We start from the raw sequence: 15,468 nt of genomic DNA, 5'->3' as shown, positions 1-15,468 counted from the left end.
AGAACTTCGTTGAGCTATTTAAAGATTTGGGATGCGCCTGCAGGCGCGGTTGGCCGGGATGATTTTATCGTAAGCGTCCGTACTCTCGGGGAAAACTGGCAGCCGCTTTTCGTATATGAAGCGAAGGTGGACATGCATAACGTGAGATGCGCCTCCATGGCCTATTTCGACATGGAAGGAAGCGTGGAGGTAAGGGTCGAGAGCCGGAAGGATAGCGTACGGCAAGTTGTCATCCGGCCTCTCTCGAAACAAATTCCGTTCGAGGTAGAAGGAGCGGCCATAACCTTCCGTTTGAATGAACCGTGCAAGCTGTCCATTGAAGTGAACGGCGACCGCTTCGCCAATCTTCATCTATTCGCGAATGCTCCGGAGGAGAATCCGCCGGAACCGGACGCTCCGAACGTGCTGTTCCTGAAGCCTGCCATCCATCGGATGGAGGATGTCTATCAGTTGGCCGGCAGTCCTAAGGAGCCCGGGGGTGCGGCTCCGGAAGTAATCTATTTCGGCCCTGGGATGCACTATTTGGAGGAAACGATATTCCGCATTCCGTCCGGGAAAACCGTCTACATAGCCGGCGGCGCTATTGTCGTCGGCTCGCTTGTCTGCGACCATGTGCAGGATGTCACGATCCGCGGCAGAGGCGTGTTGTATTTGTCCGATTTCCACCGCTTCTCCGCGTTCAGAGGTGTGCGGATCACTTATTCGAACCATATTAACGTGGAAGGAATCGTGCTGCTGGACCCGCCGCACTACAGCATCTACATCGGCAAGTCGGAGCATATCCGGATTCGCAACTTCAAGTCCTTCAGTACGCGGGGGTGGTGCGACGGCATCGACATGATGTCCAGCTCGCATATCGAGATCGAAGATGTGTTCCTGCGGACGTCCGACGATTGTATAGCCGTTTACGGAAGCCGTTGGGATTATAAAGGGGATTCACGCTGCGTAAGAGTCAAGAACTCCGTCCTTTGGGCCGACGTAGCCCATGCGATGAATGTCGGCGGACATGGGGATTACCGCCGGGGCGGCGACTTGATCGAGGATATCGAGTTCAGCAATATCGATATATTGGAGCATCATGAGCCCCAGCCCGGTTATTGGGGCGCCATGAACATTAACGCCGGTGATAATAACACGGTACGGAATGTCACCTTTGACAACATCCGTGTGGAGGATTTTGAACTGGGCCAGCTCTTGGACATACGTGTGGTATGGAACGAGAAATATAACCCCGTTGCCGGTAAACGTATTGAGAACATTCATTTCCGGAACGTGACCTATAATGGAAGAAATGAAAACAAAAACCGAATTTACGGGTTCCACCGGGAAAGGACAGTGGATGGTGTCACCTTCACTAATCTGCGAATCAATGGCGAGTTGATTCTGGACGCGGAGCAGGGACATTTCGACATCAATGAGCATGCCCATGGCATTCAGTTTCGTAAATGACTAAATAACGGTTCTGAGCGAACTGGGGGACTGAATACAAGATCAGTCTCCCAGTTCGTTCTCCCAATAGATAGATCGAGGGGGATAGCCACATGAAAGCAGGAAGCGCAGAGGGAAGGCTGAAACGTCTCTCTAGAAAAAATCCTTTATGGATAAAAATCTTATCCTCTTATTTGGTTATTGTTATCGTTCTGTTAACCGTCTTTTCTTTTGTACTATTCCGTACTTACAGCAATAAAAGTATAGAGCAAGTCAGTCATACTTCTGAAAATTTTATATCGCAATCCTATTATATTGCGGATTTAATGCTCATAAATGTCTATTATAACTTTTATCAATTATTTATTAATGCTGTGGATAGCGATTTTAATTATGGGTTGCATGTGGAGAAATCAGATGCCTACGCCGATCAAGATGTATTAAGGAAATTAAGGCAATATGTGAAGTCGAATCCGCTTATTCGCTCCATTTATATTTATAATGCAAAGACGGACAGGGTCATTTTCAATATATCCGAGGTAGGAGAAGGGATTCAGTCCACAACGGACTTCTTGGATCAAGACATCATCAACATTTTCAGGAATACGGAACAAAACGTCTCGGATCGATATTTCACAAGAAAAGTGGATTATGTCATAGATAATAAAACGATTAGCGAAAATTTCTTGACGTTGGTTCTAACCAATACTTCAAGTCAGGGTGAAGTCGAATCGTCATTAGTCATTAATTTAAATGAGAGAATACTACAGGAGATGGTTACCAGCGGGAGCGCCGGAGATCTGAATCAAGTATTGATCATGTATAAAGATGGAAATGTATTGTCGCATGATGACACTTCCATGATCAATACAAATCTTTCCAATGAAAGCTTTGCCAAACAAATCATGTTGTCAAACGATGAAAAAGGCAGCTTCAGAACGAAAATTAATGACAGGGAGTCCCTTGTCAGCTATGTAAAAGCAAAACATTTAGGCTTGATATTTATAGGCATAGGCGAATATAGCAAGCTGTTGTCGTCGGCTTATTCGATGCAAAAGACTTTATTGATTTTAACCATTATTTTCATCCTCGCAGGGATCATTCTAGCTGTATTTTTTACTTCGAGCATTTATAATCCATTTCGAAAGCTGCTCCATAAATACAGACTGGATTCAAACCGGCTATTGAATGACAAGAAAAAGGCATTACTCAGCAAATTGCTTGATGGGGAAATCGACGATAAAATACTCGACAACGATTATAGGACGGAATGCGGGGTAAGCTTCGACGCTCCTTACTACGTAACCCTCGTGCTGAAAATGGATTCGCTTGAAAAAGTTCTATCGGGTAAATGGTCGAAGGACGTAAGATTGGTTAAATTTGCGATTCTAAATATCGCCTGCGAATTTTTTAGGGAAAAACGATTTAAGGTAGAAGGCATCGATAACGGTTACGATTATGTAAGTATGATTGTAAATGTAAAGGATGGAAGCGGCGAGATTGCGAGTCTTATATTCGATTCGACAATGGAAATACAAGATCAGGTAGAAAAGTATTTGAAGATTTCGGTTTCCGCGGGAATAGGCGATAGGGTAGAAGGAGTGGAAGGGATCAGTCAATCCTTCCAGCATGCGCTGGCAGCTTCGAATTATCGCATTATTTACGGCAGAAAAGCAGTCATCGAATATGGCGATATAGCCGAACGAGACAATAAGGGTCTCCATGACTATCCTTATGATATTGAGAAGAGAATAATCGAAGCCATAAAGGAACGCAATATGAGGAAAATGGACGCAAGCCTCAACGAGTTTTTTGATAGGCTTGTCTTATCCAGCGCGGATGAAATCCAAATCACGGTGCTTCAGTTAGCCGTCTTGCTCACAAGGACGCTAAGCGGTATAGCCAAGACTAGCATAGAGAATGGAGAGTACAGCATAAAGGTGCTTATCGCCGAAATTCAGACCTGCGAAACGTTGGAGGAAATCAAAACGTATCTGTATTCCCTCTGCTCCAGGGTTATAGAGACAAAAGGCAATGACGCAAAAGAAAACGTAAAATCCATGATTGCGAATAAAATAAAGGATTATGTCGGAGAGCATTATAATAGCCTAACTATTTCGACGGATTCGGTAGCGAAGCATGTAGAGCTGTCCCCTAATTATGTCAGGTCTATATTCAAAGAGACAACGGGCGTATCATTATCTGATTACATTACGCAATGCAGGATGTCGGAAGCGCAGAGACTTCTTCTTGAAACGGATGATCCTGTCAGCAGGATCGCGGAAGCGGTTGGGTATCCGGAGAATAGCAAGCACTTCTTTACCGTATTTAAAAAACACTTTGGCAAAACCCCTGAGAATTATAGAATGAGTAACATCGAATGAGTAAAACGAACGAAAGGAACCGACAGCCTGATGCTGTCGGTTCTTTTTCTATTAACTGTGCGATTTTGAACCGGTTCAAAAACAATCAAATCGTCATGATTGATAAAACGAGAACTTGAACGAGCATGAATGTACCCTTAGAGTCAAAGGGGAAAGGGCTTTCAGTGTGACCACGACGCGAGCCATGAGATTTGCTTAGCATATAGGGAGGATGATCAGTATGAGTGTAGCATTAAGCCATAACAAAGCAGAGCGCGTTGTGATGAAGAAGAAAAAGAAGAGCTTCCTAACGGATGTGAAACAAAATTTCTATTTGTACTTATTGGTATTGCCAGGCGTCTTATATTTCTTGATCTTCAAGTACCTGCCGATGGTGGGGGTCGTCGTAGCTTTTCAAGACTTTAATACGATTAAAGGAATTTTTAAAAGCGAATTTGTCGGTCTGAAAAACTTCGAATATTTTTTCACCTCGAAGGACTGGCTGATTGTAACCTGGAACACGGTTTTTTTAAATATATTGTTTCTCTTTACCGGATTGTTTTTTGCCATCCTTATCGCCATCGTGCTGTCCGAAATCAGCTCCAAGCATTTTAAGAAAGTGACGCAATCGATTGTCATTCTGCCGAATTTTATTTCTTGGACGTTAGTTTCGATGTTTGTTTTCGCATTACTGTCGACGGATATTGGTCTTATTAATTCCATTCTAAAAGCGTTCGGTTTCATTCAAGAAGGACAGGAAATCAGCTTTTACTCCAATCCGGATCTGTGGGTCGGAATACTGGTTGCATTGAAAATATGGAAAGGGGCGGGATTCGGATCCGTTATCTATCTGGCTGCAATAGCGGGCATTGATCAGGAAATCTATGAAGCGGCCAAAATGGACGGAGCGACTCGATTGCAGTGCATTACAAAGATTACGTTACCGCAGCTTCGCACAACGGTCGTGCTGTTGACCTTATTCGGCATCGGAGACATATTCCAAGGGGATTTGGGAATGATCTATGCGATTGTAGGCGACAACCCTAATCTGTATCACACGACCGACGTTATCGACACTTATGTATTCCGGATGCTTAGGCAAATGAATGACATCAGCATGTCTACCGCGATCGGACTTTATCAATCAATTGTAGGTTTAATCATCGTATTCGCAACGAATCACCTTGCCAAGAAATATGATTCGGATTCAGCCATTTTCTAAAGGAAGGAGATTTAAAATGAAAAACAGCTTTGAGAATAAAGCAATAGATATGTTTTCTTATCTTTTCATGGCCATATTTTCCGTGTTTTGCATCCTTCCTTTTATTCTTATCCTATCAAGCTCTGTATCCGATGAAAAATCCGTACAATTGACCGGCTTTGCTCTTATTCCAAAACAATTCTCGCTGCTTGCTTACGAGGTCATATTCCAGGATAACACCATATTCACCGCTTATAGGACAACGATCATTTTTACGGTTGCAGGTACGGTACTTTGCCTTATCATTACCAGTGCCATGGCTTATGCCCTTTCCGTGAAAACGTTCACTCACAGAAACAAGATTGCCTTTTTCGTTTATTTTACGATGCTGTTCAGCGGAGGACTGATACCGTCGTACCTCCTCATCTCCAAATACTTAGGGTTAAGCGATAATATCTTGGTTTATATTGTCCCTGCGTTAGTGAATCCGTTCAATATGTTTCTGCTCCGAAACTTCTTCAAGCAAATACCGGATTCGCTGGCGGAGTCCGCCAAAATAGATGGAGCGAATGACATTTATATTCTATTTAAAATCATCCTGCCATTGGCAAAACCCGCACTGGCAACGATCGGGTTGTTCTATGGGCTCGGTTTCTGGAACGAATGGTTTACGGCTACCCTTTATATAAACGATAAAGATCTGTACTCTTTGCAATATCTGATCATGAAGGTATTGAGAGAAGTGGACTTTATGTATGAAATGGATTACTTGCAAGGAGTTATAGCTAATTATGTTGCTCCAAGCAATACGGTCAGAATGGCTACAGCCGTAGTCACCGTAGGTCCCATTATTTTTGTTTATCCCTTTCTTCAGAAGTACTTTATTAAGGGATTAGTAGTTGGAGCCGTTAAGGGCTAAATCCGCAAAAGCGGTTTAGTATATAGGCATGGAACAATAAAAGGGAGGAAAAAAAATGAAAAAAAAGTTTTTAGTCACGATGGTTGCCGTCACAATGCTTTCTTCTTTATTCGCGGCATGCAGCAATCAAGCCAACGAGCCTTCTGGAAGCGCGGCGCCAACCAGCAATTCGACAGAAGGTACGGATCCTGAAGCAAAGAAGGATCCCGTTACGCTTAATATCCGTTTCTTCGGGAATGAGAACGGGCATTATCGCGATGTCGATCCCGCTTTTAGAGAGTTCGAGAAACGGACGCAAGACACGCTTAATACGAAATTGAATGTGGTATGGACACCGACTGCCGACTATGGGACCAAGCATCAATTATGGATGACTTCGGGAGAAGACGTCGACCTGTTTGTCCCATGGGAATTGGCTAAATTCGCCAAGGACGGCGTATTGGCGGATTTAAGCGAATACTTTAACAACCCGAAATATCCCGGACTTCAAAAGGCTTTCTCCGAAGAGTATATCAATGATAACAAGCTCTTCGGCAAAACCTATGCCATTCCGATTACCAACTCTTTCATGGATATGGAAGGCGTATGGTACAGAAAAGATTTGTTAACGAAGTATGGAATGGACGAGATCAGCAGTTATGACGATTTGTATAACTTCCTTGAAAAAGTGAAAGAAAACGAAAAAGACATGATCCCGTTTGGAAACTATGGAAATACCGCGTTCTTTAAATTATTTACCGATATTAATGCACAACAGCTGGAGGGGAAAGTATTTCCGTTCACCGGCCAAGGAAATCCGAAGAGAAACTTCGTTTACGTTCAAATCGCCGATGATGGGAAATCCGTTGCGGGCGTGGCGGCTTATGGCGATCCGGCATCCGAGTGGGCTAACTTTCATCCCGAATACGGTCTGAAATACCTGATGAACCAGTTTAATCAAGCGAAGCGGTTTAACCCATTTATCCCGGCAGATACCTTGACAAACACGACTGGAACCGGTAAGCAAGCGGCTGCCGGATACGCAACCGTAGGCGGTTTCAAGGGGGAAGAAGCCAAGCAAAAGGCATTGAATCCAAATGCGGAGATCGGTTTCTGGCCGATATTTAAGAACAATCAGGAAATGACGCCTGGAACGCAATCCACGGACGGCAAGGCGTGGAATTTCGTGGCCATCCCCGCTTCTTCCAAAAAAATCGACAGAACCATGGAATTCCTGGATTGGCTGTTCTCCAGCCAGGAGAACAACGACTTGTTCACTTACGGTATCGAGGGCGAAAACTGGGAGGCTGTTGGAGAGAATCAGTGGAAAACTCCGGATGGAGTCGATCCGGCGAAAAATTACTCGTTCCCTGGTTACCAATTGACCTGGAATCCGACATTAAGCAGAATTCCAGCCGGATTGCCGGAGCAGGTTCAACAATATACGGAATATCAATATAAGCCGGACACGTATCAGAAACATGTATTGGCAGGATTTACATTTGATCCAGAGCCTGTGAAAAATGAAATTGCCAAATGCAACACCGTCATGGATAAGTATCTTCCATTCTTATTGTCCGGTTTCGGCGAAGTTGAAGACAATTTGGCGAAGATGAATAAGGATTTGAAGGATTCGGGCGTAGAAAAAATCAAAGAGGAATTAAAAAATCAAATCAACGCCTTCCTTGCCCAGAAGTAAAGTTTCAATCCATTAGGAACACCTTTGATTGATGGATATCGAATCTATTGGTGTTCCTAATGATAAGAAAAACTAAGTACCGATGGGAGGTGAGGGGAAAGAGTACGAGAGTATACGAAGCAAGATTGGGGTTGGCGTAAGAAGCAGCAAGTAAAAATTGATGTAAGGAGAGGACATCACTTATGGTTTTGCAGAACAAGAAAGCAACCTGGGCGGCGCGTGCCTTGGCCGTCTGTCTAGCGGCAGTAATGCTGGCGCAATTGCTTGTCCCCGCGCCGAATAATCGCGTATTCGCCGCTAACGAAGATTCGCAGTCTGAACCCGCGCAGTCTGAACCTGCTAACGGCATTCTGGATAAGATCGACTTCGGCAATTCCAATTCTGAAAACGCTCACAATTTCAGGGGGGAGCTCACCAGTGTTATTACCGGATTTAAGGGGGAAAATGCCAGGGTATCCGAGCCGCGTATTCCTGCTTCGGAAACAGGAGGTTTTCTAACCTTCTCGATGAAGGTGGATCCGTATCTGCAAAATTACTTTACGGTGAAGTTTGCTGGAGATGAGACGATGTCTTCTCGAGCACAAATCGTGATCAATGGCGAACAGATCGGGTATTTCAAAGGGGGAGATTATTCACCTCTGTTAGGCGGCGAACGAGCGCCGAATCAATTTATATACAGCACCATTGTGCTGCCTCTGGAGTCAACGAGAGGAAAGGAAATCGTAGAAATCACAATCAATACAACGATTCCTTGGGGGAAGGTCGAACAACCATCAAGAGGGTACTATACCGGTTATACCCATACCCAGGCTTATATTGATGTGGAGGATGAAGTGCAGGGGTATAAATTTAAAGAAGGCCAGGGACCGGAGACCGTGCTGAAATCCGGTGATACCTTTGAGGAAATAGAAGCAAAGATTGCACAGTTAAGCCAAGAACCCATTACCACCTTTATGAATCATTATAACCATCTCGGCAATAATCCGAACAATACGTTAAATATCGCGAAATACACAAATGCTCTTCGGTATTATGCCTTGGTCTTGAAAGACGACATATCTCCAATGAAAACCCCGGAAGCGAAACGCGAAGCGTTAATGCGCATGTTTCAAGCCATTGACGTTCATACGAAAAACTATTATGGAAATACGAGACTGGTGCTTCGCGGAGGACACCAAGGGGATTGGGGCGGCTTTTATGGCGAATTAGGCGAGGCTTTGTATCTTGCGGAAAACCTGATCTTTGACGAAGAAGTGTTAGGGGAAGAAGCCTACAATGCCTTTCTGGATCAACCCTTTGCAACAGGATCGGTTGAAGGAGAATTTTCCCTTGCGAGCGCAGGGTGGAACGGTGAACCATTAACCCGAAGAATGGCATGGGAACGGGTACTGAAAGCGAATTTTGATTTTGCCCGTTCCAGACAATCCTATATTACGAATCAGGTGTTCTATACGTATGAAGGCGCATGGAAAGCACATGAAGGACTTAGGATGGTAGGGTCGGAATTTTATGAAGGGAAAGAGCGCAGTCATCAAATTTTATATGAAATATTTGGAATAAGACCCTGGTTAGGAGAAGAAGTTTTGGTGGGACCTAACGGGGAAGAATTGGATCTCTATCATAGTTTGTTTGCTCATGATGGTTCAGCCGTCTTTACCGATGATTACGTACATATTGTCGGCAAAGGGCTTGCAAAAAGCAAATTGGATAAAGAGGGTCATGTTGTACGACGCAAGCCTTATGGAGATCAGCATACAAACTTAACCCAGGGCGGATTGGGAAGAGAAAATCACTATGTAGGCATTTATGGGGAAGTAACCAATTATATATTGGAATACTTCTATAGAACCTTGGATCAGCCCGGGGATGAAGCACTCAATGATGAGCTTCTGAAACAAGCTCTTAACAGCTTTTATGGTCGTTTATGGACTCGAATCCAAGACCTGGATGATGAGGGCAAAAGACTCTTCGCGATGAATGCCCCTATAGATGCGCGGAATGGGGGTATGCCTTCGAGAACTATTGCGTATGGCCCCAGAATGCTCGGATATGGCACGTCCTATGCTTATTTGGAAAAATATATGGCGGATCATGAGGAACGTTATAGCGGTCCGGAATGGGAGAAGTATTGGGACTATGCCAGATATACCGTAGGGGCTGTTCAGCAGATGAAGATGGATAACCGCTTATTGGGCGATTTGAATTCGAGGGATTTCCATCTGCGTGAAACCTATGAGTATATATTCAATACACGGAAGGACTATGCAAGGTTTAACGATGTAAAAGCAGGGGTCGTCATTCCCCAGACCGATTTCGATTATTATACGGAACAAGAGATTGCCGCTTTCGATGTCAATCCGGAGGACTATGAACAGTTTGCATGGATCGATGTAGATAATAATTTCATTTCCATGCGAGATGGGGACTTTAGAATGTTCGGGTCGCTATCGAAGAATAACGCGGCATTTCCGGGAACCGGAAATCTTCATATTGTCACACCTGAGTATGTGCGGCTAGTGCAGATTGCTCACAATAATCAATTGCAATATGAAGATTACTACATCAGATCGCATGATATGGATGTCTATTTCCAGCGAGGAGAACCGCCACTCAAAGGATTCGCGCCTCAAGCCCTGGCAGGTGAAATATTGCCCATTGCTTATCAGCCAGGGGTTGGTACAGTAGTCCGGGACAATTTTGAAGTCGATCATCCTTATTCAACTTTGACGGATTTAATGGCTGCAAGATATGGGGAGTATTTCATCCTCACGAATACCACTCGTGCTGAATACGGAAATGAACGTTCCTTTGAGGTGGAGCTGCCTTCCGATTATACAGGAAATGAAATCTTCGATTTTGTATCTCAAACAACGATTCCGGTAGTCAATGGCAAAGTAACCATTGGACCTGAAAGCGGAATGATTCTAAAATTATCAAACAAATTTGATCCGGCTCCAAAACCAAATCATGTTGATTTTGCCAAAGCGGTTGAAGGAAATGGTAGCGTAGATGTTATATGGAAAACGACTGCCGGTGGAAAAACGTATACCATCAAACGTTCTGAAACGGAACATGGTCCGTATGCCGTAATTGCAGAAGGGTTAACGGGCAATCACTATAAAGATACCGATGTGGTGGGCGGGAAAGAATATTACTATAAAGTGGCAGCCGTGAATGAACATGGATCAGGCTGGGAGTCATGGCGCGCAAAAGCTGATCTGAGCGATGCCGGATCCCAAAATCTTGCTTCACCTTGGCAGCAGGATTTAATAGGCACCACCCAAGGTAGCGCAACGGTTAACGGCGACGTGATTACCATTCAGAATGCGGATGGAAAAGGCCTGGGCGTAGGTGACGATTTTAATATCTATAAAAGGAATATTAATGATTCCTTCCACTTTGTCCATCAGACAGCCATTGGAAACAGCTCGATTAGTGCCAGGATCGATCAGAATAGCGGCGCTCTGAGCGGTATTATGTTAAGGGAGGAGCTTTCTGAAAATTCCCGTTATCTGTATTTCGGCGCGGATGACCAAGGGAACCTGGTATTGCAGGATCGCAATCGAGTATCCTTCGTGGTGTGGAATGGCGGTAAACCTGTAAGTCCGTTCAATCATGGAGTTAAAGGGTATCATGTCGACGACTATCCTTATATCAAGCTGTTGTGGCATCATAACTCGCAGTCGGCCTACGCATTTGTATCGAAAGATGGAGTCGAGTGGGAATATGTCGCGAAGTCGGAAAGCTTATTCCCCTATGCCTATTATACGGGACTCGTTTCGACTCAAGAGGCGGCATTCAGTGAAGTAACCGTATCGGCTATGTCGAGAGAGAGCCTGATGCCGTTTGTAGAAAAGGATAAAGATCAAATCACTTTGCATTGGAATAAACCAAAGCTAGCTTCCTGGTTCAACGTATACCGCACCAACGACGAGGAGGCGAGCTTGACAGATCCCGTATTCAAGGCAGGTACGACCGAGCTGGAAGACGGCTCCCCTTGGGAGGAGATCCTCACGGGTGCAAGAGCGATGCCATTCCAAGACTCCTTACGGTATGGCAATGCGTATTATAAGGTGCTGCCCGTTCATGACGACGGCTCTCCGCAGCCGTTCTCGGACACGGTTTCCGCTAATGCGGATCCGATTTCGGTAGTGTTGGAGGATGCGGAAAGCTTGCCGGCCAACGAATATACGAAAGCGAGCTTCTACCTGTACCATAAAGAATTGGATCGTATTAAAGCGGAGATGAAGAAGCCTGAATTTGACGAGGCGCAGCTGATTGACGAAATCTACGAAGCGAAGAAGCTGCTCGTTTCGGTTCGGACGCTGCTGACGAAAATTCAGATGGATCCATCGATGGCCAGAGCCTCCGAGAAGTTCTGGCAGAATGATAAGATCTCCGAGGAACAGAACGCATGGTATTTATTTGATGGAGATCCCAGTACGATTGCCCATACCCGATCTCAGGTGAGCTGGGTTGACGTGGACTTTGGAGCAGGAAACGAAAAAGCGGTGGATACGTTCCGCTACCTGCCGAGAAGAACGCATGTAGGCCGTGTTAACGGCACCGTCTTCAAGGGCTCGAATGACGGCGAGAATTGGACGGATCTGTTCAAGATTCCGAATGCGTCGATCTATGAGTGGTATTCCGGCCTTAATCCGGACAAGACGCCATATCGTTATATCCGCCTCTATGACGATCATAATGGCTTCGTAAACTTTGAAGAAATCGAGTTTCTAGAAATCGGCAAGGATAAGACGCTGCTCGAGCAATCTCTGGCTGATGCGGCTGAAATCGTAGCCGAATATTACACGACCGAAAGCTATGGAGCTTTCGAAACGGTGCATGCGAATGCCGAGTCGGTGTCAGGTAATGCCGATGCGACTCAGGAGGAGATCGATGCGGCCGCGGCGAGCCTGCTGGAAGCGCTCGAAGGACTGGAGTTTATCGAAGGGCTGCCGGTGCTTGCTCCGATCGGCGACAAATTCGTCATTGCCGAGCAGCAGCTAACATTTACGGTTGAAGAAATGAACGGCATGGAAGGTGTCGAATATGGAGCGGCTGATCTGCCTCAAGGAGCTTCCTTCAACGCGGAAACGCGCACATTCGCGTGGACGCCGGCCAAAGAACAGGGAGGCGTGCATCCGGTAACCTTTACCGTCAAATCCGGAGAACGGTCTACATCCAGAACCGTTAAGATTACGGTGAAAGGATTGCCTGTCATTACGGCTGAGCCGGTTGTGGAAGTGACGGCGAAGGAGCTGCTCACCTATCAGGTGCCTGTATCCGATCCTTCAGGCGCGCAGCTGACTTACCAAGCTGAGAATCTGCCAGCGGGCGCATCCTTCGACGCTGAGGCCGGCGTGCTCTCCTGGACACCGGCACAGGCCGATTACGGCAGCCATCCGGTGATCTTTACGGTCAGCAATGGAAGCTTCGAGGCCAGCCAAACCGTAGATTTCAAGGTTAAGCTGAATGTGATTCCGTCTAAAGGCTATACGCAGGGCAGCCACTATCTGTACCTGAAGGAAGCGGCGCGGATCGAAGCGGAAATGGCGAAGCCGGAAGCCGATAAGGCGCAGCTTGCTGCCGAGCTTGCACAGGCGGAAGCTTCACTTGTTCAAGTGCCGTTGTCGCTCTATTCGTTCGAGGGCAACGTGGAGAATGCATTCGGCAAACATGACGGGACGGCTCATGGAAACGTGGGTTACTCCGAGGGCAAGACCGGCCAGGCTGTCAACTTGAATGGTACGGACAGCTACACGACATTACCGTCAGAACATGCCCTTGCCGGTTACGATTCCATTACAGTTGCAACCTGGGTGAACTGGAAAGGCGGCGGCAACTGGCAACGAATATTCGACTTCGGCAACAATACGAATCAGTTTATGTTCCTGACGCCGAAATCAGGAAACAATACGCTGCGCTTCGCGACCAAGAACGGAAGCGGCGAGCAAATGGTGCAGACGACTGCGATGCCGGTGAATCAATGGGTCCATGTGGCGGTTACGCTTGGGGACAAAACGGCGAAGCTGTATGTGAACGGCGAACTAAAGGCTACGAACACCAATGTCACAATCAAGCCTAGCGATTTCAAGCCGGGCGTAAATTACATCGGCAAGAGCCAATTTAACGATCCGTTGTTCAACGGCATGATTGACGAGTTCCGCATTTACAATTCCGCCTTAAGCGCGGAGGAAATTAAGACCGTTTACAACAATACGGCGCAATGGATCGACAATAGCCTGCTTATGGTACTTCTGGATGAAGCGGCTGCCATTCAAGCCGAGCATTATACGGAGGAAAGCGTAGCGGTTCTTCAGGCGGCAGTCTCGGAAGCGGAGTCTGTGGCAGGTAATGCCGGTGCAACCCAGGAGGAGATTGATGCGGCAGCAGCAAGTCTGCTGCAAGCGCTGGAAGCACTGGAAATCAAGATCACGGCGTCGCTCAATCCTTCCGAACCGAACGGCCTGAACGGGTGGTACACGGCGCCGGTAACGGTGACGTTGTCGGCTCACGGGAACGTGCAGTACAGTCTGGACGGCGGCACCAGCTGGTTCGCCTATGACGCGCCTGTTACGCTGAGCCAGGAAGGCATAATCAATATGCTGTATCGTCCGGCAACTGGAACCGATGCGGTTCATCCGAAATCGGTCGATGCGAAGATTGATCTGACTGCGCCTCAAGTCACGATTACCGGCGAATCGTCGTATACCATTGATCAGACAATCAACATCACGTGCAGCGCGGTTGACGCTGTGTCCGGCGTCACATCCTCGTCGTGCGAAGCGCCGATCGTGGAAGTCAAGGCGTATACGCTTGAGCCGGGCGTTCATACCGTAACGGCGGAAGCGGTGGATGCGGCAGGTCACCGCGGATCGGCCGAGCATTCGTACAGCGTGGTTGCGACGTTCGAAAGTCTGTCTGCGCTGACCGGTACCTTCGCGGCAGAAACCGGCGCTCCAGGATGGCAGGGCATCGCGGCATCCCTTCAGCAGAAGCTGGCGGACGCGCAAGCAAAGGCTGCAGAAGGCAAAGGTCAGGAAGCGAGGAACCAGCTGCAGGCATTTATTCATGAAGTGAATGCTCAGAGCGGGAAGAAGCTGACGGAAGAGCAGGCGACCGTGCTGGTCCGCTGGGCGCAGTGGCTGCACGATGAGACGCCGCTTGCGGGAGGGGCGCCGGGGAAACCGGTCCTCTCCGACAACAACGGTCACGATGGACTTAAGGATGGCAGCTATACCGTCACGATGAACCTGTGGTGGGGGAACAACGGCACCGAGTTCAAGCTGTACGAGAACGGTGAGTTGATCCATACACAGGCGCTGACGGACAGCTCGCCGAGTGCGCAAACCGTGAAGACCGATATTTCGGGCAAAGCGAACGGAACGTATACGTACACCTGCGAGCTGACGAATGTCTTCGGCACGACTGCATGCGACCCGCTTGTCGTCACCGTCACCGATGCCTTGCCGGGCAAACCGGCAGCGTCCCATGACAACTGGGACGGCGACGGGAACTACAGGGTTACAATGAATATGTGGTGGGGAACGAACGGTTCCGAATACCGTCTGTACGAGAATGGGGTATTAATCGATACGCAGATGCTGACCGCAGCGACCCCGGGCGCCCAGAAGGCGACAACGAGCATCACCGGCAGAGCTCCGGGCGTATACGAGTACCGCGCCGAATTGGTCAATGCGGCGGGAGAGACGTCCAGCGAGACGATTACGATTACCGTCAAGGAGCAAGAAGATTGATCAATGAGTTAACCTGACATGAATCATCGAAGCCCCCAATCGAATTTCGTTCTGAATTGGGGGCTTCACTTCTTGAAAATGGAAAAAGAAAGAGTGGGGATAAACGCCGACATGCTGCA

At 47.1% G+C, this 15,468-nt stretch carries 6 protein-coding genes and 1 pseudogene; all 7 read left to right on the top strand.

Annotated features, from left to right (window positions below; translation table 11 throughout):
- Nucleotides 1-9 precede the first annotated feature (9 nt).
- The 7 genes and pseudogenes from NQZ67_RS11070 (at nucleotide 10) to NQZ67_RS30605 (ending at nucleotide 15,349) form a co-directional block, all read left to right on the top strand.
- Nucleotides 10-1,449 carry a glycosyl hydrolase family 28 protein gene (locus tag NQZ67_RS11070; protein ID WP_257445426.1) on the top strand — a complete coding sequence of 480 codons (1,440 nt, stop codon included), beginning with the start codon at nucleotides 10-12 and terminating at the stop codon, nucleotides 1,447-1,449.
- 92 nt (nucleotides 1,450-1,541) lie between these two features.
- A complete protein-coding gene (locus NQZ67_RS11065) occupies nucleotides 1,542-3,812 on the top strand; it encodes an AraC family transcriptional regulator (RefSeq protein ID WP_257445424.1) in 2,271 nt (756 codons plus the stop codon).
- A 220-nt stretch (nucleotides 3,813-4,032) separates the two neighbouring features.
- Complete coding sequence (locus NQZ67_RS11060; protein WP_257445422.1) at nucleotides 4,033-5,013, top strand: ABC transporter permease; 981 nt, start codon at nucleotides 4,033-4,035, stop codon at nucleotides 5,011-5,013.
- 16 nt (nucleotides 5,014-5,029) lie between these two features.
- The gene (locus tag NQZ67_RS11055) at nucleotides 5,030-5,911 is read left to right on the top strand and encodes a carbohydrate ABC transporter permease (protein WP_257445420.1); all 882 of its coding nucleotides are present in this window, start codon (nucleotides 5,030-5,032) and stop codon (nucleotides 5,909-5,911) included.
- Between the two features lie 55 nt (nucleotides 5,912-5,966).
- Nucleotides 5,967-7,589, top strand: a complete 1,623-nt coding sequence (locus NQZ67_RS11050; protein ID WP_257445418.1) for an ABC transporter substrate-binding protein — start codon at nucleotides 5,967-5,969, stop codon at nucleotides 7,587-7,589.
- A gap of 182 nt (nucleotides 7,590-7,771) precedes the next feature.
- Nucleotides 7,772-14,002: pseudogene (locus tag NQZ67_RS11045) on the top strand (LamG-like jellyroll fold domain-containing protein); the annotation flags it as partial.
- 192 nt (nucleotides 14,003-14,194) lie between these two features.
- The gene (locus NQZ67_RS30605; protein ID WP_371825291.1) at nucleotides 14,195-15,349 is read left to right on the top strand and encodes a chitinase N-terminal domain-containing protein; all 1,155 of its coding nucleotides are present in this window, start codon (nucleotides 14,195-14,197) and stop codon (nucleotides 15,347-15,349) included.
- Nucleotides 15,350-15,468: the final 119 nt, after the last annotated feature.

The organism is Paenibacillus soyae (assembly GCF_024623455.1).
Taxonomy (GTDB): Bacteria; Bacillota; Bacilli; order Paenibacillales; family Paenibacillaceae; genus Pristimantibacillus; species Pristimantibacillus soyae.
This window is presented reverse-complemented; position numbering and strand designations above follow the sequence as displayed.